This window comes from Pseudomonas sp. P135 (assembly GCF_020312125.1).
Classification (GTDB): domain Bacteria; phylum Pseudomonadota; class Gammaproteobacteria; order Pseudomonadales; family Pseudomonadaceae; genus Aquipseudomonas; species Aquipseudomonas fragariae.
The window spans coordinates 66,223-87,444 of record NZ_JAGPYR010000001.1 but is presented as its reverse complement, the minus strand read 5'-3'; the positions used below and the strand labels follow the sequence as shown (position 1 = coordinate 87,444).

Here is a 21,222-nt window from a genome sequence, read left to right as displayed (position 1 = left end):
TTTATTGCTCCGCGTTCGCAGGCTTGGCCTGATCAGGGGCTGACGGGGTCGCGGTCACCGGTTTGACATCCGGCTTGGCCCACCAGGTCATCAGGCCGATATCGGAAAGCGCTTCGGCCTTGGGATGGTCGAGGTGATTCCAGTAAGCCACCCGCCAGGTCTTGATGTGCCAGTTCGGGACGACGTAAAAGCCCCACAGCAGCACGCGGTCCAGCGCCTTGGTATGGGTGATCAGGCTTTGCCGTGAGTCGGCGTTGATCAGGCCGTTGACGAGAGAGTCCACCGCAGGGTCCTTGAGGCCCATGAAGTTGCGGCTGCCCGGGTTGTCGGCGCTGGAGGAGTCGAAGTACACGCGCTGTTCGTTACCGGGCGAGCTGGACTGCGGATAGCCCGTGACGATCATGTCGTAGTCCCGCGAGCGCAGGCGGTTGATGTATTGCGACACGTCGGCCCGGCGGATCACCAGTTCAATACCCAGGTCACTCAGGTTGCGCTTGTAAGGCAGCAGAATGCGCTCGAACTCGGTCTGGGCGATCAGAAACTCCAGTTTTACCGGGTTGCCCTGCGCGTCGACCATCTTGTCGTCGACGATCTTCCAGCCCGCTTCCTGCAACAGCTGGAATGCCCGACGTTGTTGTGGGCGAATCATGCCGCTGCCGTCGTTAACCGGTAACTGAAAAGCCTCGGTGAATACCCGATCCGGAATCTTGCCGCGCAGCGGTTCGAGGATTTTCAGTTCCTCGGCAGAGGGCAGGCCGCTTGAGGCCATTTCCGAGTTGTCGAAATAACTTTTGGTACGGCTGTAGGCACCGTTGAAAAGCTGTTTGTTGGTCCACTCGAAATCCAGCAGCAAGGTCAGCGCTTCGCGCACCCGCGCGTCCTGGAATACCGGTTTGCGCAAGTTGAAAACGAACCCCTGCATACCGGTCGGGTTACCGTTGGGCAGCTCTTCCTTGACCAGCCTGCCATCGCGAACTGCCGGGGTGTTGTAGGCGGTCGCCCAGTTCTTGGCGCTGGTCTCTATCCAGTAGTCGAACTGCCCGGCCTTGCCGGCCTCCAGCGCTACTGTGTTGTCGCGGTAGTAGTCGGTGGTCAGTACATCGAAGTTGTAGAAACCCTTGTTGATCGGCAAATCCTTTGCCCAGTAATCCTTGACCCGCTCATAACTCACCGAGCGCCCGGCTTTTACATCGACCACCTTGTACGGCCCGCTGCCCAGCGGGAAGTCCAGGTTGCTTTTGCTGAAGTCGCGGTCGGCCCAGAAGTGCTTGGGCAGCACGGGCAACTGGCCAAGAATCAGCGGCATTTCGCGGCTGCCCTTGTGCTTGAATTTGAACAGCACCCGCAGCGGGTCTTCGACGACGACCTGATCGACGTCGGCGTAGTAGCCCTTGTACATGGGCGAGCCGTGTTCCATCAGGGTCTTGAAGCTGAATTCCACATCTTCGGCGCGGATCGGGTGGCCGTCATGGAAGCGTGCTTCAGGCCGCAGGTAGAAGCGCACCCAGCTGTTGTCCGGCGCTTTCTCGATTTTGCCGGCAACCAGCCCGTATTCACTGAAGGGTTCGTCCAGGCTAGCGCGGGCCAGGGTGTCGTAGATCAGACCAATGTCGTCTGCCGGTACGCCCTTGTTGATGAACGGGTTGAGACTGTCGAAACCGCCGAAGCCTGCCTGGCGCAGCGTGCCGCCCTTGGGGGCATCCGGGTTCACGTAGTCGAAATGCTTGAAATCAGCCGGGTATTTCGGCGCTTCGTCGTACAGCGTCACGCCATGCTGAGGCGCAGCCTGTACCGTGCAGGCGAGGCTGGCCAGCAGCAGGCCGGCTGCCTGCGAGCGCAGGGAGTGCAGAGGGTTCATCGGGGCTTCTCCAGAGTCTTGAGCCACCACGCACGCAGCCCCAGGGTATAGGGCGGGGTAGTGACCATGGCGAATCGGTTGCGATAGGCAAGCCGATGATTGTTCAGATACCAGTTGGGAATGCTGTAGTGCTGAGACAGCAGTACGCGGTCCAGCGCCCGCGCCGCGGCGACCTGATCGTCGCGGGTCTGCGCGGCCAGCAGTTTGTTCAGCAGGGCATCGACCACGGGGTTGGCGATACCCGCGTAGTTCTTGCTGCCGTTGATCGCGGCCTGACTGGAATGGAAGTATTGCCACTGCTCCAGACCGGGGCTCAGGGTCTGTTGCAGGGTCATCAGAATCATGTCGAAATCGAAACGGTCCAGGCGTTGCTTGTATTGGGCGCGGTCGACGGTACGCAGTCCTGCATTGATTCCCAGGCGGCGCAGGTCTTCGATGTAGGGTTGCAGAATGCGTTCAAGGTTGGGGTTGACCAGCAGAATCTCGAAGCGCAACGGTTGCTTGTCGGCATTGAGCAAACCCTTGTCCGAGAGCGTCCAGCCTGCCTCGGCAAGCAGCTTCAGGGCCTTGCGCAAGGTCTCGCGCGGGATCCCGCCGCCATCGGTTTTCGACGGGGCGAACGGCTGGGTGAACAGGCTGGCAGGCAACTGATCACGGTAGGGCGCCAGGAGCAGCCATTCAGCCCCGGTCGGCAGGCCCGTCGCGGAAAATTCGCTGTTGGGGTAGTAACTGGTCGAGCGGTCATAGGCGTCGCTGAACAGCGTGCGGTTGGTCCATTCGAAATTGAACAGCAGCCCCAGGGCTTCGCGCACGCGGATGTCGGCGAAGGCGGCGCGCCGCGTGTTCATGAACAGGCCCTGGGTCTGGGTCGGTATGCGGTGCGGAATCTGCGCCTTGATCACCTGACCGTTGGCGACTGCAGGGAAGTCATAGCCATTGGCCCAGTTCTTGGCCTGATGCTCGATGTAGATGTCGAATTCACCCGCCTTGAACGCTTCGAACGCCACGTCGCTGTCGCGGTAGAACTCGACCTCGACCCGGTCGAAATTGTATTTGCCGCGGTTGACCGGCAAGTCCTTGCCCCAGTAATCCTTGACCCGCTCGAACACCAGTTGCCGACCCGGCTGCACGCGGGTGATGCGGTAGGGACCACTGCCAAGCGGCGGCTCGAAGGTGGTCGCCTTGAAATCCCTGTCTTTCCAGTAATGCTGCGGCAACACCGGCAGTTCGCCCAGGCGCAGGATCAGCAACGGGTTGCCGGAGCGCTTGAAGACAAAGCGGATGCGATGACGATTGAGGATGTCGACGCGCTGCACTTCCTGCAGGGCGGTGCGGTATTGAGGGTGACCGTCCTTGAGCAGTGTCCGGTAGGAAAACGCCACGTCGTAGGCGGTGATGGGCTTGCCGTCATGGAAGCGCGCCTGTGGGCGCAGGTTGAACACCACCCAGCTGCGGTCCTCGCTGTATTCCACGGACTGGGCGATCAGCCCGTAACTGGAGGTCGGTTCATCGCCGGACGGGTCGTACTGGCCCGTGCCGACCATCAGCGGTTCATTCAGCTCGTTGACGCCATATTGCAGGAAGTTGCCGGTCGAGACCGGGCTGATGCCCTTGAATGTGTAGGGGTTGAGCGTGTCGAACGTGCCGAAGGCCATCATTCTCAGGGTGCCACCTTTCGGCGCCTCGGGATTGACCCAGTCGAAATGAGTGAAGCTGGCCGGGTACTTGAGAACACCAAACTGCGCGTAACCATGACTTTCAGTGATGGCTGCGTTGGCGCAGAAGCTCAAGGCCAGGCTGAGGGTTAGCAGGAAGGGACGTATCACGATCCAGGCGGCTTGGGCTTTCGGGTCGCTAACAGTAACAGCTTGTTCCAGCTGGAAAAAGACTGCAGGTGATGGCGTCGCCGGTGCTGCATCGGCCACCCGCCCCAAGGTTATCGAAGGGCAAGTGGCCGAGCTCATCAATGTGGCAGGTAAACGGTCAGGGTCTGGCCGGGTTTGAGGGCCTGCCCGCTACGTGGATTCCAGCGCTTGAGATGTTGCATCTCGACGTTGAAGCGCTTGGCGACCAGGTACATCGAGTCGCCTTTCTGGATCTTGTACTGCATGGATTTCTTTTCGCCATCCTTGGCGCTGGTGCTGGCGACCGCCTTGCTGGCGGCTTTACCGGCAGGTTTGCTGGTGTCCTGCATAACCAGCGTCTGGCCGACCTTGAGCTTCTTGCCGGTCAGCTTGTTCCAGCGTTGCAGGTCTTCGACGTCAACCTTGTTGGCTTGCGCGATGTTGGTCAGGTTGTCACCGCTGCGCACTTTGTAGCTGCGGGTACGTGACGGCTTGTCGTTGCTGGCCAGCGCTTCGAACACAGGCTGTGAATTCTGCATGCCCGGCTTGACCGGTATGCTCAGCGACTGACCGACCTTCAGGCGATTGCCGGACAGCTTGTTATTGCCCTTGAGCGAGCTGACCGTGACCTGATAACGACTGGCCAGGCTTTCCAGAGTGTCGCCCTTGCGCACCCGGTAAGGCTGCCAGGCGACGAGTTCTTCCTGTTTCATGGTCAGCAGGCTGGCCGTCAGCAGTTGCGCCTTGGAGGTGGGCACCAGCAGGTGCTGGGGGCCATCGACGGTCAGGCGCTTCTTGTAGGCGGGGTTGAGCTGGATAAGTTCGTCTTCGTCGATGTCGGCGGCGCTGGCCACTTTGGACAGGTCGACACGCTTGTTCAGCTCGACGACTTCGAAATAGGGCTGGTTGGCGATCGGGTTCAGATTGACGCCATAAGCTTCCGGCGACAATACAACCTGGGACAGGGCCAGCAGCTTGGGCACGTAATCGCGGGTTTCCTGCGGCAGCGGCAGGTTCCAGTAGTCGGTCGGCAGGTTGAGCTTGTCATTGCGCTCGATGGCGCGGCTCACCGTGCCTTCGCCGGCATTGTAGGCAGCCAGGGCCAGCAGCCAGTCACCGTTGAACATGTCGTGCAGGCGGGTCAGGTAATCCAGTGCCGCAACAGTCGAGGCCTGGATGTCGCGACGTCCGTCATAAAAGCTGGTCTGGCGCAGGTTGAAGTAACGCCCGGTCGACGGGATGAACTGCCAGAGGCCGACCGCCTGGCTGCGTGAAACGGCCATCGGGTTGTAGGCGCTTTCGATAACCGGAAGCAGGGCCAGTTCCAGCGGCATGTTGCGTTCTTCAAGGCGCTCGACGATGTAGTGCATGTACAGGCTGCCGCGCTCGCCAGCGTTTTCCAGAAAGGAAGGGTTGTTGGCGAACCACAGGCGCTGTTGATCGATGCGGGGGTTCTGATCGTTGCCTTGTTGCAGTTGAAAGCCCTGACGCATGCGCTCCCAGACATCCTGTGGAGGTGCGAGAGGGGTGGCAGGCTTGTGTGACAGAAAAATCGGTTTTTGCTTGATTCCGGCGGCCAGGTTAGGCGCGCGATGATTACTGGCCGGGTCGACGCTGGCGGTGCTCTGGCAACCGGCCAGAAGGGCACTCGCGGTGACGGCCATGGCCTGAGCCAACCGAGTCAATGCGTCCGAATGTGAAGGCTTGCTGGTAGATGACGACATTGTTCGGGGGGTACATCCAGACGAAAATGTCGGGCGATTCTAGGAAGCGGCCTGCCGTCGGTCAACCTTTCAGAATTTTATTGCGGTTTTAGGGTCGGGTCAGAACTTATCTTTCCATGCCCTCAGGCTTGCAAAGACCGCACTCTGCGAGGTGTTTTGCGCGCCGCTCCGTTCGTCCGCTTTTTCTTTAACGGATGTTTCCCCGGTACGCAGGAAGGGGTTGGTGCGTTTTTCCAGTGCCATATTCGACGGAAGACTGATGCGATTTTCGCTGCGCCAGCGCGTCACTTCGGCCAGGCGTTCGGCAATATCGACATTGGCGGGCTCGACGGCCTGGGCAAAGCGCAGGTTGCTCAGCGTGTATTCGTGAGCGCAGTAGATCAGTGTGCTGTCCGGCAGTTCGGCCAGGCGGCCGAGAGAATCGTGCATCTGTTGTGGCGTGCCCTCGAACAGCCGTCCACAGCCGGCGGCAAACAGCGTGTCGCCGCTGAACAGCAGGGGCGTCGTGGCGTCCTCATGATAAAACGCGATATGCCCCAGCGTGTGGCCTGGAACCGCATGCACCACAAATTCCAGGCCCAGCACGGTCAGCCGGTCATTGTCGACCAGCGCGATATCGCGCGCCGGTATGGTCTCGGCCGCTGGGCCCAGCACCCGCGCCGCGGTCGACTGCTTGAGTTCCGCAACACCGCCCACATGATCATTGTGGTGGTGCGTGATCAGGATATCGGTCAGCCGGTAGTCGGGATTCTGCGCCAGCCAGCCCAGCACCGGCTTTGCGTCGCCCGGATCGACGACAGCGCACTGCTGGCTCGAAAGGTCTTGTAACAACCATATGTAGTTGTCATTGAAAGCAGGAAGGGCGTGGATCTGTATCATGGCGCAGTTCGCATAGCGGCGGACAATGGTGCATCTTAGAGTCTGTTGCCGCTGTATGCGAGCACCTCTGGAGGAGAACTCATGACCGATGAAGCGTTCGCTCAGGCTGATCCTGAGTGGCTTGCATTGATCCGCGCTGCCCGCGAATGGCTTTCCGGGCCGCTCGGGCAGCTTCTGCTCGAAGAGGAGCGGCGCATTCTCGACGAGGAACTGGGGCGGTATTTCGGTGGCTATCTGGTGCATTACGGCCCGTCGGCGCAAAGCCCTCCGGTGGCTCCCCAGGTGCAGCGCAATGTACGCCTTGGTGCGCCATTGCCGGGTGTCGAGATCGTCTGTGAAGAACAGGCGTGGCCATTGAGTGAGCACGCGGCCGATGTCGTGGTACTGCAACACGGCCTGGATTTCTGCCTGTCGCCCCACGGCCTGCTGCGCGAAGCGGCCAGCAGCGTGCGACCGGGCGGGCACTTGCTGATTATCGGTATCAACCCCTGGAGCACCTGGGGCATACGCCATGTATTCGCCCGGGATGCGCTGCGCAAGGCACGCTGCATTTCATCCTCGCGGGTCGCTGACTGGCTGAATCTGCTGGGCTTCGCGCTGGAGAAACGACGCTTCGGATGCTATCGTCCGCCCCTTGCTTCAGCAGCATGGCAGTCGCGTCTTGCAGGGCTTGAACGCCTTGGCGAGGGACGTCAGAGCCCCGGTGGCGGCTTCTATGTACTGGTGGCGCGCAAACTGGTGGTAGGCCTCAGGCCTTTGCGCCAAGTGCGCCGTGACCCGATCGGCAAGCTGATTCCCATGCCGATGGCCAAGGTCAGCCGCAATACTCAGGATCAGGCTTGAGCAATGCCATGCCGCAAATGAAGCCCATCATTCTGGAAAGGTCGTAATGAGCGATAGCGTTGAACTCTTCACCGACGGTGCCTGCAAGGGTAATCCTGGCCCGGGCGGGTGGGGAGCCCTGCTGGTGTGCAAGGGCGTCGAAAAAGAGTTGTGGGGTGGCGAAGCCAATACCACCAACAACCGGATGGAACTGACCGGTGCGATTCGCGGGCTTGAAGAACTCAAGCGCCCCTGCGAAGTGACGCTGGTGACCGACTCTCAGTACGTGATGAAAGGCATTACCGAGTGGATGGTCAACTGGAAGAAGCGCGGCTGGAAAACCGCTGCCAAGGAGCCGGTCAAAAATGCCGACCTGTGGCAGCTTCTGGATGAACAGGTCAGTCGCCACACGGTGAAATGGCAGTGGGTGCGTGGGCACATCGGCCACCCTGGCAACGAGCGTGCCGACCAGCTCGCCAACCGTGGCGTCGACGAAGTGCGCGGCATCCGGCACGGCTAGACGCGCACGGGCTCGCAACGGCCGCTGCGTGCTAGAATCGCGGCCTGTACATGAGGCAACAGTCAATGGCATTGCAAAACCTGGATAACAGATCGATCGTCCTCGATACCGAAACCACCGGTATGCCGGTGACGGATGGTCACCGCATCATCGAGATCGGTTGTGTCGAGTTGATCGGTCGCCGCCTGACCGGGCGGCATTTTCACGTTTACCTGCAACCCGATCGCGAAAGTGACGAAGGCGCGATCGGTGTTCACGGTATCACCAACGAATTTCTGGTCGGCAAGCCGCGGTTTGCCGAAGTCGCCGATGAATTCTTCGAGTTCATCAAGGGCGCGCAGCTGATCATTCACAACGCAGCGTTCGACGTTGGCTTCATCAACAACGAATTTGCCTTGATGGGTTCGCAGGACAGGGCTGATATCACCCAGCACTGTTCGATTCTCGATACCCTGATGATGGCGCGAGAGCGCCACCCGGGTCAGCGCAACAGCCTGGATGCACTGTGCAAGCGCTATGGCGTCGACAACTCGGGCCGTGAGTTGCACGGCGCATTGCTCGACTCCGAGATTCTGGCTGACGTCTACCTGGCGATGACCGGCGGGCAGACCAGCCTGTCGCTGGCCGGCAATGCTTCCGATGGCAATGGTTCGGGCGAAGGCTCCGGCAACCGTGGCAGCGAAATTCGCCGCCTGCCGGCCGATCGCAAGCCTTGCCGCATCATTCGCGCTTCTGAAAGTGAACTGGCCGAGCACGAAGTGCGTATGAGCACCATCGCCAAGGCTTGCGGTGCTCCTCCGCTCTGGGTACAGATGCTGGAAGCCGGAGCGCAGGCATCTTCCTGACAGCAAGCGGCAAAGGTGGACTGAACGTGGCACATCCTGCTTTGAGCATTCGGGTTGCAGACGAATGCTTCGAGGACTACATCCTCAATAGCGAATTCACGTTTACAGTGCTTGGCTACGCCCAACCGCGCATCGGCGAGCCCGTGGATTCATGGCCGGTCGAGTTGGTCGAGCCGCACAGCAAGAATTACGGCATCGACTCTCAGGAGTTCGCCGATCATCGTGACGCCGCCACCAGTTCGGTGATGGTTGCCTGGCTGGATGACCACCCCGTCGGCCATATCGTGATGAGCACTCACTGGAGCGGCTTCGCCTACATCGATGAACTGGCGGTAGACGAGTCGGCGCGCCGTCATGGCGTCGCACGTTCATTGCTCGACGCCGCACAATTCTGGACTCGCAAGCGCGATCTGCCGGGCATCGTTCTGGAAACCCAGAACAATAATCTGGGAGCCTGCAGGCTGTACGAGAGTTGCGGGTACGTGGTCGGCGGGGTGGATCACATGCGCTATCGCGGCATCGATCCGAGCACTCGTGAAACGGCGATTTTCTGGTATCTGATCTTTTCGGATTAACAGCTTCCCGCTGGCCGTGCAGCCAAAGCGGGAATGCTGCCGGTATTACGTGGGGGTGCGGGTAATTTTTATGCCCGATTGCACCAGCTCGAAGTCCTCACCACCCAGATGCTTGACCCGGTCGCCGATTGCCAGCCTGTAGGTGATCACCGGTTGCCCGCTCTGCGCCTCATCCGGCTGCGATTCCTGGAACTCATGAACCGGATAAACGCGACCTTCGGCGTCCCTGGCATGAAATTGTCCGACGAGAACTGAAGCCATTTGCTCTGTAACCTCTGAAACTGAATATAACTGCTGGTTTACGAATCCATCGAGGCTAGTAGACCACTGATCTATAGGTGAGTTTGCCTTTGGGGGAAAAAATAATCCCTGCTGTTCCAGCGCGTAGGGAATTGACCGGCGCAAAGGTCGTCTAAACCGGGCTTCTGTTCTATACCTAACCTTCCCTTGAATCAGATGACGGATATTTTCATGAGCCAGGTTCATACCATTGCCGTATTGGTCGGCAGTCTGCGAAAAGACTCCATCAACCGCAAGATCGCTCTTGCTCTGGCAGAACTGGCACCTGCCAGTCTGAAACTGAATCTCGTCGAGATCGGTGACTTGCCGTTGTACAACGAGGACATCGACGGCGATTCACCGCCGCCTGCATACACCACCTTTCGCGAGCAGCTGGGTGCTGCCGACGGCGTGCTGTTTGTCACCCCGGAATACAACCGCTCGGTGCCCGGTGCCCTGAAGAACGCCATTGATGTGGGCTCGCGTCCCTATGGCAAAAGTGCCTTCAGCGGCAAGCCGGGCGCAGTGATCAGTGCCTCGCCGGGTGCTGTCGGTGGCTTTGGTGCCAACCATCACCTGCGCCAGTCGCTGGTATTTCTGGACGTGCTGTGTCTCCAGCAGCCCGAAGCCTACCTGGGCGGTGCCGGGAGCTTTTTCGACGAGTCCGGCGCATTGTCCGATAAAACCAGGCCTTTCCTGCAGAAGTTCATCGATGCCTTTGCCGCCTGGGTCGAAAAGAACGGCAAAGTCTCCGCCAACTGACGCTGACGCTGACGAAGCGCGTCTGCGGATAAATTGCTTTATCTAACGCAGGCGCTTCGCGCTACCTCAATAAGCTGTTTCCTTTTTTCCTCTGCCATGCGCTCACGCGCAATGCGCTACGAGGAGTTATCCAAGGGAAACAGTACATGCCAGCAGCACTGCCGTATTTCTTCAGTGAGGCTCTGCGGAGCAGATTTACACAGGACATCCAGTACGCAACGGATGAGGCTCGAATTACCAGCGACGAAGGACGGTGGCTAAGGTCACTGGTCGCTACAGACACTTCAGCAGATTCCGGCACGACCTTCCCGAGAGTCGACAGGCTGACAATTGAAGACGGCTCCGCAGGCAATGCCGAGCTGGCCGGAGCATTGTTCATCAGTGATCCCGATAACGCTGACGCTCCTGTTTTTCTGAGTACATTGGCGTTCGGGATCGAGCGATTTGCGAGCCGTAGTTTGCTACTCGCCGGATTGCAGCAGCGGTTGGCCGAGGTCAGCGACATGTCGATTGTCGAAGCCGATCGTGTCGAAGATGCGTTGTTCGAAGCGCGCAGTCTCGCGGTGATACGCCAGCAAGCCCGGTACCTGGAAGACCTGTGGACACTGTTACAGGACTTGCCTGATCTGTATTCAGCCTGTGGCAAGGCTTTGCAGGCGGTTCTGTTGGCGCGTGGGTTGGGAGACGGCATCGACGTCTTCACTCAGATCGTGCAGATCCTGGAAATGTCCCCTGCTGCCGATCCGGGACTGCCATCGGTCGTGGGCACCCAATACCTGATCGATGCCGCTGTGCAGGTCTTCATCGGCGAGTTGATTCCGACAGGTCTGACGCGGCAGTTTCTGGATGCCAGGGGGGATATCCTGTCCCAGGCCCAGTCAACGCTCTTCGAGCAAGCATTGTCTGACTCGGTTTCCGCAGTCAGCGCTGCCTACGAGCAATTGCTGGTTGACTACTGGACGTCCCTAAGGCCCGACGGCCGGACCGTGAAGGACTTCGCCACTCGCGCCTTGGCAGAGTGCTTTCGTCAGCACCTGCTGTCGAGCCGGGCACATGGCGCGATGACGGACGCGGAGTATCGCCATTTGCTCACCCTGTTGCCTTCATCCCCTGAAGCGATCGATGCACAATCGATCAGGGTCCGACGGTTGTCGGTGTCTGTGGCGGGGCAGGAGCCGGTCAAGCTGGTCGGTGTGGCCCTGATCGAGTTCCCGGCGGACGAACTGGCGGGTGTATACCTTTATTCCTCGTTATCGGGTTTGCTGCGCTTCAGCGATTCGGCCAACGCCATCGAGCACGTCCTGAGCGACCCTTCACGTAACGGAATGCTGTTTTATTCTTCGCTGGACGATCATGTTTCCATTCGGATGCAAGGACCCGTGGAGGTGCGTCAGGATACGCTCGCCACAGAGTTTTTCAGTGATTTCGTCGGGTCGCTCATCGCCCTGCAAAAGCGCAATCTGCGTTACGCGCTGGCGTTGCCGGCGATCGATGCGGCAAAAATTCCCGTCCGGGTTGATGATGCGCTGGATATTCGGGGGCTGCTGGACGGCCGATTGCTGAATCTGCACGACTCAGGACGCTGGCGCTCGGAACGTCTGACCTTTGATCAGGCCTGGGGTGCCTCTGTGCAGACCACCAGTGTGCAGCCGAGCCTCATTCCCGAGCCGTCCTATAACTGGGTCAGCAAACTGAAAAAGCTCGACTGGATGCTTGAGCGCGTTGATGCCCTGCATACGGGCGTGGACAGCTGCATGCGTCTTGCGCTGAACCGCTATCTGGCAGTGATTGGCGGCCCGCATCTTGATGCATGGATGCTCTGGGTGTTACCGGATGCCATCGATGCGCCGCCCGTGCGCCTGCTTTCGTTGGCGCTTGACCGCGTTTGCGGTTATGCACCGGCACCGCTGTCAGGCGGCGTGGTTCTAGCCGGGCTGCTGAAGCCGGTTATGGATCAACCGGTGCAGCGTTTGCCCTTGGCATTGATCGAGCAGATTCTGTCCTGCGTCCAGGTGGATTTCCCTCGCCGCTTCAACGAGCAGATAAGCGAATTCTATTCACGCTCGATACGTCATCTGGATACCCGATTACGGCCCGACGTGATGTGCGGTCTGATTCGGGAGTACTCGCTGCGTCTGGAACTGCTGGTTGAAAAACGCATCGCTACGCTTCCTGATTCGGTCATCGCGAACGTCCAGCAAGTACTGGACAGACCGTTACCAGCGCTCAGGGCTGCGCTGGGCGAGGCGCGTGTCGATGCTTTTACCGTCTCGGTCGAGTACGACCCGCAATCAGCCGCGATCAAAGTGCCCAATGCATTCGTGATCAATAACAGGTTGCCCGGCAACAAGCCCGCTCTGTGGATAGTGAACAAGGGGCTCATATGTTTCGAAACCCTGCAGGTACTGGAACAGTATGTTGCTGAGCGGTTTACCGGCAAAGAACTGGGATCGCACTTGCCCGGCGTTCTTGCCGAGCCTGACCGGCAGACGTTGCTCGACTATCGTGCCCGGAAGGGTGCTCTCACCCTCAAGGTCGTATTGCAGCGCATCGAAGGGCATTTCATCGAGGCCTTGCAACACGACGAGATAGAGCGTCAGCGGCGCACGATGGCAGAACTTTATCAGCAGGCCGTGACCTGGCGGGTGCCGTCAGAACTGTTTGTCAACCTGTTGGGGGCAGGGGAGCGGGATGACCGAAATCGCCAGAATCTCAGCCATCTGGGGGTCGCCATTCAGTTCATCATCTACAAAGCCATCGTGCCCTCATGGGTCCGCGAAGCGTCCAGGGCCGATCAGGTTATGCTGATTGATGCCCTACGGCGTTTCTATGTGACCTGTGCTGGAAAGAAGGACTTTCTATTTGATATTCCCAGCCTCTACGAATACTCCTGTGAACAACTGAGGCTCAGGTTCCAGACCGATTTCACCGAGCCTCGTCCGGATCCTGAAAACATCCGGGTTACCCTGGAGCATTTTGTTCCCGCTCCAGTCGCGCCGGGGCAGACGCCTCAATCGATACCGGCGGCCACGGACGCAGTCAGTGAAAACCTGGCGGAGTTTGCCATCAACCGTTTCCTGTCCAGGCAGGACGGCGTCATTCTTCTCTCCTCACGAGATGATCAGCCGCTGAACGCGTCGCTGACGCCGGCTTATGTGCGTGAGCTGGTGAAGTCGCTGGACATTGCCGCAGGTTACCGGAGCCTGCTGGACTCGCGGCTGGCCGTGACGGCTGCGGATTATCCGGAGCGACGCAGGCTGTTCGTCGAACAGGTCCCCTCTCTCGATATTCTGCAAGCGTTTGCGCTCCGGCTTAAAAATGAGCTCAGCGAGCAAGCCTACCAAGTGATTGAAAATGTGCTGAGCATGCCTGATGCCCTCGCGCGACTTCCTGTCAACGGCTGCAAAGTGGTGCTGAGCCCCTTGCAATTGCTCCCTGCCAAAGAGGGCTGGGAGCCGACTGTCGTACTGAATACGTATCTGATGGGGCCGATGGACAACCAGCCGGGACCGTGGGTGCTTTACGCGCCGCTGCATGAAGATTTCGTTTTCAAGGAATACCCGGATCGGGCCGCGCTGTTGCATGACATACACACCTCTGCGTTTCTTCAACAATACATTCTGGATCGTGTTGATCCCGATGTGCGCAAGCTCTACGACAACGGTGGCTTTATGGAGCCGCACCTGCCTTTCAGTGCAGAGTCTTCGTTTGATTTTCCTTTTGAAACACCTGCACCGGTCACCCTGCAAATCGACCCGTATGAGGGAAACTGTCTGCTGCTGATGTTCAGGGGCGCCCTCGATATCCTGAAATTACAGGTGCAACAGCACAGCGTTACCAATGCCGAACAGCACCGTGCTACGTCCCGCTACCTGTTCACGCTGGGCGCCGAGCAAGTCATGGCGCTCATGCCGGGGAGGGTGGGTGCGTTGATCGGCATTATCCAGGGGCAGACGCTGCTGAATATGTCGGTCATCTCGGCCGGGGATCAGAGCTGGGGCAAGGCTTTTTCGGAGTTCATGGCTGCTCTGAGTGTGATGATTTCTTCTGGACAGGCGCCCTCGGCATTCCCGTCACGGGCGGTTGACGAGGTCAACATGACAGCGGAGGAAGCTGTCCTGTCTGACCCGCTTGTACAGCTGGATGACGACGCCGATGTGCCCGAGTTTTCCTGGAGCAACAGCTCACTGACCCAGCAGATACGAGAGCGGCTGCGCCAATTCGAAGTGCATGATGTTGCCTTGAACACGCTGCAAAGAGATGAGTTGTTGAGTACCTACCACGATCCGCTCCCAAATAGAGAGTATGCAGCCATTGGTGGCAAGATCTACGAATTGAAGTCTGATGCTAACGGCTGGTTCATCGTCTCGGGAACCATGGTAGGGCCCCCGGTCAGTCTTGATGCGGACCAGCAATGGAAGCTTGATATCCAGGGCGGGCTGAGGGGCGGAGGGGGCGCGCTGACGCGTATGGAGGGCAGCCTTGTCGACGACCTGGTTGACGACATAATGGTTGTAAACGCCCGGGGGATGTCCGAGATCCGCCACTCATACCGGGAAATGGCCCTGGCCATCGAGGACGCGCACAAGCAGGCGCAGTACTATCTGGAAAACAGCCTGGCCAACCTGGCGATACCCGTATCCGCCAAAGCAGTCGAACCACGCACGGAAAAAATCATCGCCGATTTCTTTGGTCAGAAGAATCCGGACGACCGATTGTACGACGTCACTAAAAAGACAATTACCGATATTTATCAGGAATTGATGAACCCTTCGATGTCGCCCATCGACTCTCAGCGTTATGTGGTGGGTATCAACCGGATGGGCAATGAGGCCTCCAGCGCATTCATCTTCGAGGCGGATCCGTTGAGGCGGGTGTTCCTGACTGAACAGTTCTTTCGTGTACCTACTTACCGTTTCAAGCTCAGCGCCATTCGCTCAGGTGAATTCAAGCATGCTCCGCATTATCGCGCTGCCATTCTGATTCACGAGTTATCGCATATGGTGCTCAAGACCGACGACATTGCCTATGTCGACTCTCAGGCCCCGTTCGTTGACCTGATCGAGGATACCCCGACGTATCGATTGCGCATCAGGAATGAACTGATTACCCAGCAGCAGAAAACCCTGTCCTACCAGACTGACCGCGACAAGCTGTTCAAACAACTGGATGAAGAAACGTGGCGCGATTTGCGGCGAATGGACGGTAACGGCAAGCAGACGATTCTGCGTATCTGCGGCAAGAAGACCCTCGAAGAAGCGCGTGATGTGTTTTACCAGGACGTCCACAAACGTACCGACGTCATGCTCAAAAATGCGGATTCCGTGGCGTTGCTGGTGACATTGCTGGGGCGCGAGCGCTTTGTGAGGCGCTGAGGGCATGCTCCGGCGACCGACGTCACCGGGGCATTCGTGCCTGTCAGACCAGATAATGGCGCAATTCACGGGCGATCAACAGGCGCTGGATCTCGCTGGAGCCTTCGTATATCTGGGTGATGCGCGCGTCCCGGTAGTAACGCTCGACCGGGTAGTCCTCCAGATAGCCATAGCCACCATGAATCTGGATCGCCTTGGAGCACACCCACTCGGCCATTTCCGACGCGAACAGCTTGGCCTGAGAGGCTTCCGACAGGCACGCTTGCCCGGCGCTGCGCAGCCGCGCGGCGTGCAGGGTCAGCAGGCGGGCGGCATTGATGCGGGTGTGCATGTCGGCCAGCAGATTGGCAATGCTTTGATGTTCGATGATCGGTTTGTCGAACTGCACACGTTCCCGCGCATACGCCAGCGCAGCTTCGAAGGCGGCGCGGGCGATACCCAGCGCCTGCGCGGCGATGCCGATGCGGCCGCCTTCCAGGTTGGAGAGGGCGATCGACAAGCCCTTGCCGCGCTCACCCAGCAGGTTGGCAGCCGGGATGCGGCAGTTGTTCAAGGTGACCGCGCAGGTGTCCGATGCGCGGATGCCCATCTTGTGTTCGCTGCGATCCACCACGAAACCGGGGTTTTCGGTCGGCACCAGAAAGGCTGACAGGCCCTTTTTGCCAAGCGCCGGATCGGTCACCGCAAACACGATAGCCAGTTGTGCCCGCTTGCCGTTGCTGACGAACTGCTTGGCGCCGTTGATCACCCACTCATCGCCCTGTAACTCGGCACGAGTCCGCAGGTTGTGGGCTTCAGAGCCTGCATGTGGTTCGGTCAGGCAGAAACAGCCGATGGCCCGGCCCGTGGCCAGTTTTTCCAGCCAGGCATGTTTCTGCTCGTCGGTGCCGTAGTTGAGAACCGGCCCGCAGCCCACCGAGCTGTGAACGCTCATCAATGTGCCGGTGGCCGCGTCGGCAGCGGAGATTTCCTCAACCGCCAGGGCGTAGGCGACGTAATCGATGTAGGTGCCACCCCATTGCTCCGGCACCACCATGCCCAGCAGGCCCAGTTCGCCGAGCTTGGCAACCAGTGCGTCATCGATCCAGCCGGCCTTTTCCCAGGCCTGGGCATACGGCGCGATTTCATTACGCGCAAAGTCGCGCGCCATGTCGCGAATCATTACCTGCTCTTCACTCAATTCAAGGTCGTGCACGGCTCAATTCTCCAGACCGCTGAAGAAACTCTGCACCTGCGCGGCACTGACGTCCTGCGCGCTGGCGTGTTTCCATTGCGGCTTCTTGTCTTTATCGATGATCAGCGCACGTATGCCCTCGATCAGGTCACCGCGTTCGAACCATTGGCGGTCCAGGTGCAACTCCATGGCGAAGCAGGCCGGCAGCGACAGATGACGGCCACGGCGCAGCATTTCCAGGGTCACCGCCATGCCCAGCGGTGAGTGAGCTTTCATTCGGGCTACGGTATCCAGCGCCCACTCGCGGGTGTCGCCGATGACCACCTGTTGCAGTTGCTCAAGCATGCTGGGAACATCCGGCAGCCCGAAAAAGTGGTCGATGGCGTGGCGCAGGGATTCCAGCGGAGGGGAGGGCAGACGCTGGGTCGCCAGCTTGGCCAGCGCACCCTGCAGGTCCTTGAGCGGGGTCGACTTCCATTTCAGATGATCGAGCATGTGGTCGAGGCGCGGCAGCAGTTCGCTGTTCATGGACCAGTTGGCAAGGCCGCAGTACAACGCGTCGGCAGCACCGATCTGCGACCCGGTCACGCCCAGCCAGGTCCCGAGTTCGCCGGGCAGCCGCGAGAGAAAATAACTGCCGCCGACATCAGGGAAATAACCGATGGCGACCTCCGGCATGCCGAGGCGGCTGCGTTCGGTGACCACGCGCAGGTCGGCTCCCTGGACCAGCCCCATGCCGCCGCCCAGCACCAGGCCATCCATCAGGGCCAGTACCGGCTTGCGGTAGCGGTGAATGGCCAGGTCCAGCTCGTACTCTTCGGCAAAAAACGTGTGGTGCAGATCCTGACCGCTCTGGTGGCTTTCATACAGCGAACGGATATCGCCACCGGCGCAGAACGCCTTGCCGCCTGCGCCGCGCAGGACCACGGCATGAACCGAGGGGTCGTCGGCCCAGCGCTCAAGTTGCTGGCGAAGTGTGCGGACCATGTCCAGATCGATTGCGTTCAGGCCTTCCGGACGATTGAGGGTCAAGTGTCCGATGTGGTTACGCACGTCGATAACGATCGAATCCCGGCTGGCGGAAGGTCGAACCGGGCGGGCGGATGAAACCTGTGAACTCATTCTGAACTCCTTGTTCGGTTGCGCTTTTTTCTTATTCGAGCATTCGAGCGTCGCAGAAGATCGTAGCAGCGCAAATGTGCAAAGCAAAACTGCGTTTAAGCATAGTCTGAAGTTTCAGATAGCCACTGTTTAACGCCTTCGCAAGTGCCTGAGCGTTGCGGTATTGGACTGACCGATACGAATCATTGCCTGGCGGATGAGTATTATGAGTGTCATTAATGTCACAAAAGGGAATTCCTCAGGTGTACCCCATGAAAGTCCCCGTGCCAGTCGTTTATGAGCGATAAGTATGCCCCGCGCGAGTGGGCCGCCCACGAGCGTCCGACCATGCCCGGCTCGCCGTCGACGCCACTGCATTCGACTGCGCGGCGTTGGGCGTTTGCCGTCGTGGGGGTTATCGTCGCGCTGACCGGCGGCCTCGGTAATGCGCTGGTAGTCGCCAACCTGCCGTATTTGCAGGGCGCGCTGGGGGCGACATCGCAGGACATCGCCTGGCTGCCGGCGGCCTACATCATGACTAACGTGTCGATGAATCTGCTGCTGGTGAAGTTCCGCCAGCAATTCGGCCTGCGCGCGTTCACCGAGCTGTTTCTGGTGCTGTATGCGCTGGTGACGCTGGCGCATCTGTTCGTCAACGACATCGATTCGGCCATCGCTGTACGTGCGGCACACGGTATGGTCGGCGCTGCGCTGAGCACTCTCGGGCTGTATTACATGATTCAGGCTTTCCCGCAGAAGTGGCGGCTCAAGGCGCTGGTGTTGGGGATTGGCACCGCTCAGTTGGCAACGCCACTGGCCCGGCTGGTGTCGGAAGACTTGCTGCAGATTGCCCAATGGCGTGGCCTGTATCTGTTCGAACTGGGCATGGCGCTGCTCTCGCTGGGCTGCGTGCTGCTGCTCAAACTGCCGCCGGGTGATCGCTTCAAGGCGTTCGAGAAGCTCGATTTCCTGACCTTCGGCCTGCTGGCCAGCGGCTTTGCGCTGTTCTGTGCGGTGCTGTCGCTGGGGCGTATAGAGTGGTGGCTGGAAGCGCAGTGGCTGGGTATCGGCTCAGCGGCATCGATTGCGCTGATCTGCACCGGACTGGCTATCGAGCATAACCGCAGCAATCCGTTGCTGATCACGCGCTGGCTGGGCAGTGGGGCGATCCTGCGTCTGGGCCTGGCGGTTATCCTGTTTCGCGTGGTGCTGTCCGAACAGTCGGTCGGTGCTGTCGGTTTTCTTCAAGCGCTGAACATGGGCAGTCAGCAGCTGCACACCTTGTATCTGGTGATGTTGCTCGGCAGTGTTTCGGGTCTGGCGGTCAGTGCGCTGACCATCAACCCGGCGCATCTGATCAAACCCTTGCTGATCTCTCTGGCGATGATGGCAGTGGGGGCCTGGATGGACAGTCATTCCACCAACCTGACCCGCCAATCGAACATGTACCTCAGCCAGTTTCTGTTGGCGTTCGGCGGCACGTTTTTCCTCGGGCCCACCTTGGTGCTGGGGATCAGCGGGGTGTTGGCGAACCCGCGCAACATGGTCAGCTTTTCGGTGTTGTTCGGGATCACCCAGAACATTGGCGGGCTGATCGGGTCTGCTGCATTGGGCACCTTTCAGGTGGTGCGCGAGAAATTTCATTCCAGTTACATCGTTGAACACCTGACCCTCATCGATCCGCTGGTTCAGGCGCGACTGCAGAGCTACAGCGCCAGTTACAGCTCGGTGCTCGCCGACCCGTCATTGCGCAACAGTCAGGGCATCCGCGCGATGGCCACGGCCGCGACCCGGGAGGCCAATGTGCTGGCCTACAACGATGTGTTCATGCTGATCGCGCTGATTGCGGTGCTGACCATGATCTGGATTTCAGCCCGGGTCCTGTGGCTGAAAATGACCACTCAACCTCTGGCGCTGGCACCCGTTGCACCTGCTGCTTCGCCCTCCGTATCCAACTCCGGCGTTAAATCTTCATGACCGAATCCAAGACCCCAGATACCGAAGCTCCGCGCAACTCGCCGCCACCGGCACCGTTGACGTCCCCGGTGACCAGCAAGCCGCGCTCGACCCGCAAGCGTGTCGTGTCTTCCGTGATTTTCGGCGCCGTCGCCCTGGCCGGGGTGCTGGTGGTGCTGTACGCCTGGCAACTGCCCCCGTTTGCCAGCCCGATCGAGAGCACCGAGAACGCGCAGGTCAAGGGCCAGACCACGCTGATCGGGCCGCAACTGAGCGGCTATGTCTACGAGGTGCCGGTGCAGGACTTCCAGTTCGTCAAGGCCGGTGATTTGCTGGTGCGTCTGGATGACCGTATCTATCGTCAGCGCCTGGATCAGGCCATTGCACAACTGGCTGTGCAGAAGGCTTCGCTGGCCAATAATCTGCAACAACGGCGCAGTGCCGAAGCCACCATCGGCCAGCGTCAGGCCGAACTGCAGAACAGCATCGCCCAGAGCCGCAAGAGCGCCGCCGATCTGCGGCGCAATCAGGCGCTGGTGACCGACGGTTCGGTTTCGAAAAGCGAGCTGGATGTCACGCGTGCCGCCGATGCACAGGCAAACGCCGCCGTTGCCGAAGCCAGGGCAGTCTTGCAGATCGCCCGTGAGGACCTGCAGACCGTCATCGTCAACCGTGGCTCACTGGAAGCCTCGGTCGCCAATGCGCAGGCGGCGATCGAGCTGGCGCGCATAGACCTGGACAACACCCGTATCGTTGCCCCGCGGGACGGGCAGTTGGGGCAGATTGGCGTGCGTCTGGGGGCCTATGTCAATTCGGGCGCGCAATTGATGGCGTTGGTGCCCGAGCAGCGCTGGATCGTGGCGAACATGAAAGAAACCCAGATGGCCAACGTGCGCCTGGGCCAGCCGGTGAGCTTTACCGTCGATGCGCTCGATGGCCACGAGATGCACGGCCACGTACAAAGAATTTCGCCCGCTGCCGGCTCTGAATTCAGCCTGCTGCCCGCCGACAACGCCACCGGCAACTTCGTGAAGATTTCCCAGCGTATCCCGGTACGCATCGTGGTTGATTACGATCAGCCCATGCTTGAGCACTTGCGGCCAGGGATGTCGGTGGTCGTGAGCATCGACACCAGCGCGGACGGCGATGTGCCGCCTGATCCGGCGGTGCGCTGAGCCTCTGGATGAGCCTGACAGCTGTAACGTTGTTCACTTTGAATATCGTGCCGACGCTCCGCGTCGGCATGCAGTTCATGACGCTCTGCGTCATCCACCTCTGATGCGAAACAACGTCATGCCTTACTCGCAGACGCTGCCAACGCAGTGCTTTTCAACCGCGATGGCACAGACGACGCAGAGTGCGACGTTAGTGACGGCTGAGTCCTGGCGCTGATCCGGGGGTAGCCTGGCAGGACGCCAGGCTAGCCGCACCGGACCATGGATGGTCCGTTGCGGCGACCCCCGGATCAGTGACAGGGCGAAGGAACCCGACGAAGTCGGGCCGGAAAC

At 59.7% G+C, this 21,222-nt stretch carries 15 protein-coding genes; 8 read left to right on the top strand and 7 right to left on the bottom strand.

The window, feature by feature from the left end; genetic code table 11:
• Position 1: 1 nt before the first annotated feature.
• The 4 genes from KBY08_RS00270 to gloB all read right to left on the bottom strand — a co-directional run bounded on the left by KBY08_RS00270 (position 2) and on the right by gloB (position 6,305).
• Positions 2-1,858: an extracellular solute-binding protein gene (locus KBY08_RS00270; RefSeq protein ID WP_111522413.1), complete on the bottom strand. Its 1,857-nt coding sequence runs from the start codon at positions 1,856-1,858 to the stop codon at positions 2-4.
• Positions 1,855-3,684 carry an extracellular solute-binding protein gene (locus tag KBY08_RS00265; RefSeq protein ID WP_003404454.1) on the bottom strand — a complete coding sequence of 610 codons (1,830 nt, stop codon included), beginning with the start codon at positions 3,682-3,684 and terminating at the stop codon, positions 1,855-1,857. The genes KBY08_RS00270 and KBY08_RS00265 overlap by 4 nt, the downstream gene beginning before the upstream one ends.
• Positions 3,685-3,821: 137 nt before the next feature.
• Positions 3,822-5,426, bottom strand: coding sequence for a lytic transglycosylase domain-containing protein (locus tag KBY08_RS00260; protein ID WP_011267223.1), 1,605 nt, complete (start codon positions 5,424-5,426; stop codon positions 3,822-3,824).
• A gap of 99 nt (positions 5,427-5,525) precedes the next feature.
• Complete coding sequence (gloB, locus tag KBY08_RS00255; RefSeq protein ID WP_060409191.1) at positions 5,526-6,305, bottom strand: hydroxyacylglutathione hydrolase; 780 nt, start codon at positions 6,303-6,305, stop codon at positions 5,526-5,528.
• Between the two features lie 81 nt (positions 6,306-6,386).
• On the opposite strand from gloB, the gene KBY08_RS00250 reads away from it, so the two are divergent.
• From KBY08_RS00250 to KBY08_RS00235, 4 genes are all read left to right on the top strand, one after another.
• Entirely contained in the window at positions 6,387-7,148 is a 762-nt protein-coding gene (locus KBY08_RS00250; protein ID WP_003404449.1) for a methyltransferase domain-containing protein, read from the top strand.
• 46 nt (positions 7,149-7,194) lie between these two features.
• Positions 7,195-7,647, top strand: a complete 453-nt coding sequence (gene rnhA / locus KBY08_RS00245) for a ribonuclease HI (RefSeq protein WP_003368579.1) — start codon at positions 7,195-7,197, stop codon at positions 7,645-7,647.
• A gap of 65 nt (positions 7,648-7,712) precedes the next feature.
• Positions 7,713-8,492 (top strand): DNA polymerase III subunit epsilon, encoded by a 780-nt coding sequence (gene dnaQ / locus KBY08_RS00240; protein WP_003368580.1) that lies wholly within the window; start codon positions 7,713-7,715, stop codon positions 8,490-8,492.
• 20 nt (positions 8,493-8,512) lie between these two features.
• Positions 8,513-9,067 (top strand): GNAT family N-acetyltransferase, encoded by a 555-nt coding sequence (locus KBY08_RS00235; protein WP_058399096.1) that lies wholly within the window; start codon positions 8,513-8,515, stop codon positions 9,065-9,067.
• Between the two features lie 45 nt (positions 9,068-9,112).
• On the opposite strand, the gene KBY08_RS00230 is transcribed toward KBY08_RS00235, so the two are convergent.
• Positions 9,113-9,328, bottom strand: a complete 216-nt coding sequence (locus tag KBY08_RS00230; RefSeq protein ID WP_003404447.1) for a hypothetical protein — start codon at positions 9,326-9,328, stop codon at positions 9,113-9,115.
• Between the two features lie 210 nt (positions 9,329-9,538).
• Here KBY08_RS00230 and KBY08_RS00225 point away from each other — a divergent pair, with 210 nt between their 5' ends.
• Together KBY08_RS00225 and KBY08_RS00220 are read left to right on the top strand one after the other, a co-directional pair.
• Positions 9,539-10,108 carry an NADPH-dependent FMN reductase gene (locus tag KBY08_RS00225; RefSeq protein WP_024650809.1) on the top strand — a complete coding sequence of 190 codons (570 nt, stop codon included), beginning with the start codon at positions 9,539-9,541 and terminating at the stop codon, positions 10,106-10,108.
• 146 nt (positions 10,109-10,254) lie between these two features.
• Positions 10,255-15,483 carry a dermonecrotic toxin domain-containing protein gene (locus KBY08_RS00220; RefSeq protein WP_111522414.1) on the top strand — a complete coding sequence of 1,743 codons (5,229 nt, stop codon included), beginning with the start codon at positions 10,255-10,257 and terminating at the stop codon, positions 15,481-15,483.
• 43 nt (positions 15,484-15,526) lie between these two features.
• Here the strand turns inward: KBY08_RS00220 and KBY08_RS00215 are convergent, their stop codons facing one another.
• Both KBY08_RS00215 and KBY08_RS00210 read right to left on the bottom strand, forming a co-directional pair.
• Entirely contained in the window at positions 15,527-16,678 is a 1,152-nt protein-coding gene (locus tag KBY08_RS00215; protein WP_011267227.1) for an acyl-CoA dehydrogenase family protein, read from the bottom strand.
• Between the two features lie 3 nt (positions 16,679-16,681).
• On the bottom strand, positions 16,682-17,779 hold the full coding sequence (locus KBY08_RS00210; RefSeq protein WP_003404441.1) for an enoyl-CoA hydratase/isomerase family protein: 1,098 nt from the start codon (positions 17,777-17,779) through the stop codon (positions 16,682-16,684).
• 276 nt (positions 17,780-18,055) lie between these two features.
• On the opposite strand from KBY08_RS00210, the gene KBY08_RS00205 reads away from it, so the two are divergent.
• Together KBY08_RS00205 and KBY08_RS00200 are read left to right on the top strand one after the other, a co-directional pair.
• Positions 18,056-19,735 carry an MFS transporter gene (locus KBY08_RS00205; RefSeq protein ID WP_111522415.1) on the top strand — a complete coding sequence of 560 codons (1,680 nt, stop codon included), beginning with the start codon at positions 18,056-18,058 and terminating at the stop codon, positions 19,733-19,735.
• Entirely contained in the window at positions 19,732-20,889 is a 1,158-nt protein-coding gene (locus KBY08_RS00200; protein WP_032657490.1) for an HlyD family secretion protein, read from the top strand. The genes KBY08_RS00205 and KBY08_RS00200 overlap by 4 nt, the downstream gene beginning before the upstream one ends.
• The last annotated feature ends 333 nt before the right edge of the window (positions 20,890-21,222 follow it).

Excerpts from the sequence above, each read along its gene's own strand:
- KBY08_RS00260 (WP_011267223.1), bottom strand. The coding sequence starts at position 5,426 with ATGTCGTCATCTACCAGCAAGCCTTCACATTCGGACGCATTGACTCGG.
- dnaQ (WP_003368580.1), top strand. The coding sequence starts at position 7,713 with ATGGCATTGCAAAACCTGGATAACAGATCGATCGTCCTCGATACCGAA.
- KBY08_RS00270 (WP_111522413.1), bottom strand. The coding sequence starts at position 1,858 with ATGAACCCTCTGCACTCCCTGCGCTCGCAGGCAGCCGGCCTGCTGCTG.
- KBY08_RS00200 (WP_032657490.1), top strand. The coding sequence starts at position 19,732 with ATGACCGAATCCAAGACCCCAGATACCGAAGCTCCGCGCAACTCGCCG.
- rnhA (WP_003368579.1), top strand. The coding sequence starts at position 7,195 with ATGAGCGATAGCGTTGAACTCTTCACCGACGGTGCCTGCAAGGGTAAT.
- KBY08_RS00220 (WP_111522414.1), top strand. The coding sequence starts at position 10,255 with ATGCCAGCAGCACTGCCGTATTTCTTCAGTGAGGCTCTGCGGAGCAGA.
- KBY08_RS00250 (WP_003404449.1), top strand. The coding sequence starts at position 6,387 with ATGACCGATGAAGCGTTCGCTCAGGCTGATCCTGAGTGGCTTGCATTG.
- gloB (WP_060409191.1), bottom strand. The coding sequence starts at position 6,305 with ATGATACAGATCCACGCCCTTCCTGCTTTCAATGACAACTACATATGG.
- KBY08_RS00230 (WP_003404447.1), bottom strand. The coding sequence starts at position 9,328 with ATGGCTTCAGTTCTCGTCGGACAATTTCATGCCAGGGACGCCGAAGGT.
- KBY08_RS00225 (WP_024650809.1), top strand. The coding sequence starts at position 9,539 with ATGAGCCAGGTTCATACCATTGCCGTATTGGTCGGCAGTCTGCGAAAA.
- KBY08_RS00210 (WP_003404441.1), bottom strand. The coding sequence starts at position 17,779 with ATGAGTTCACAGGTTTCATCCGCCCGCCCGGTTCGACCTTCCGCCAGC.
- KBY08_RS00205 (WP_111522415.1), top strand. The coding sequence starts at position 18,056 with ATGAGCGATAAGTATGCCCCGCGCGAGTGGGCCGCCCACGAGCGTCCG.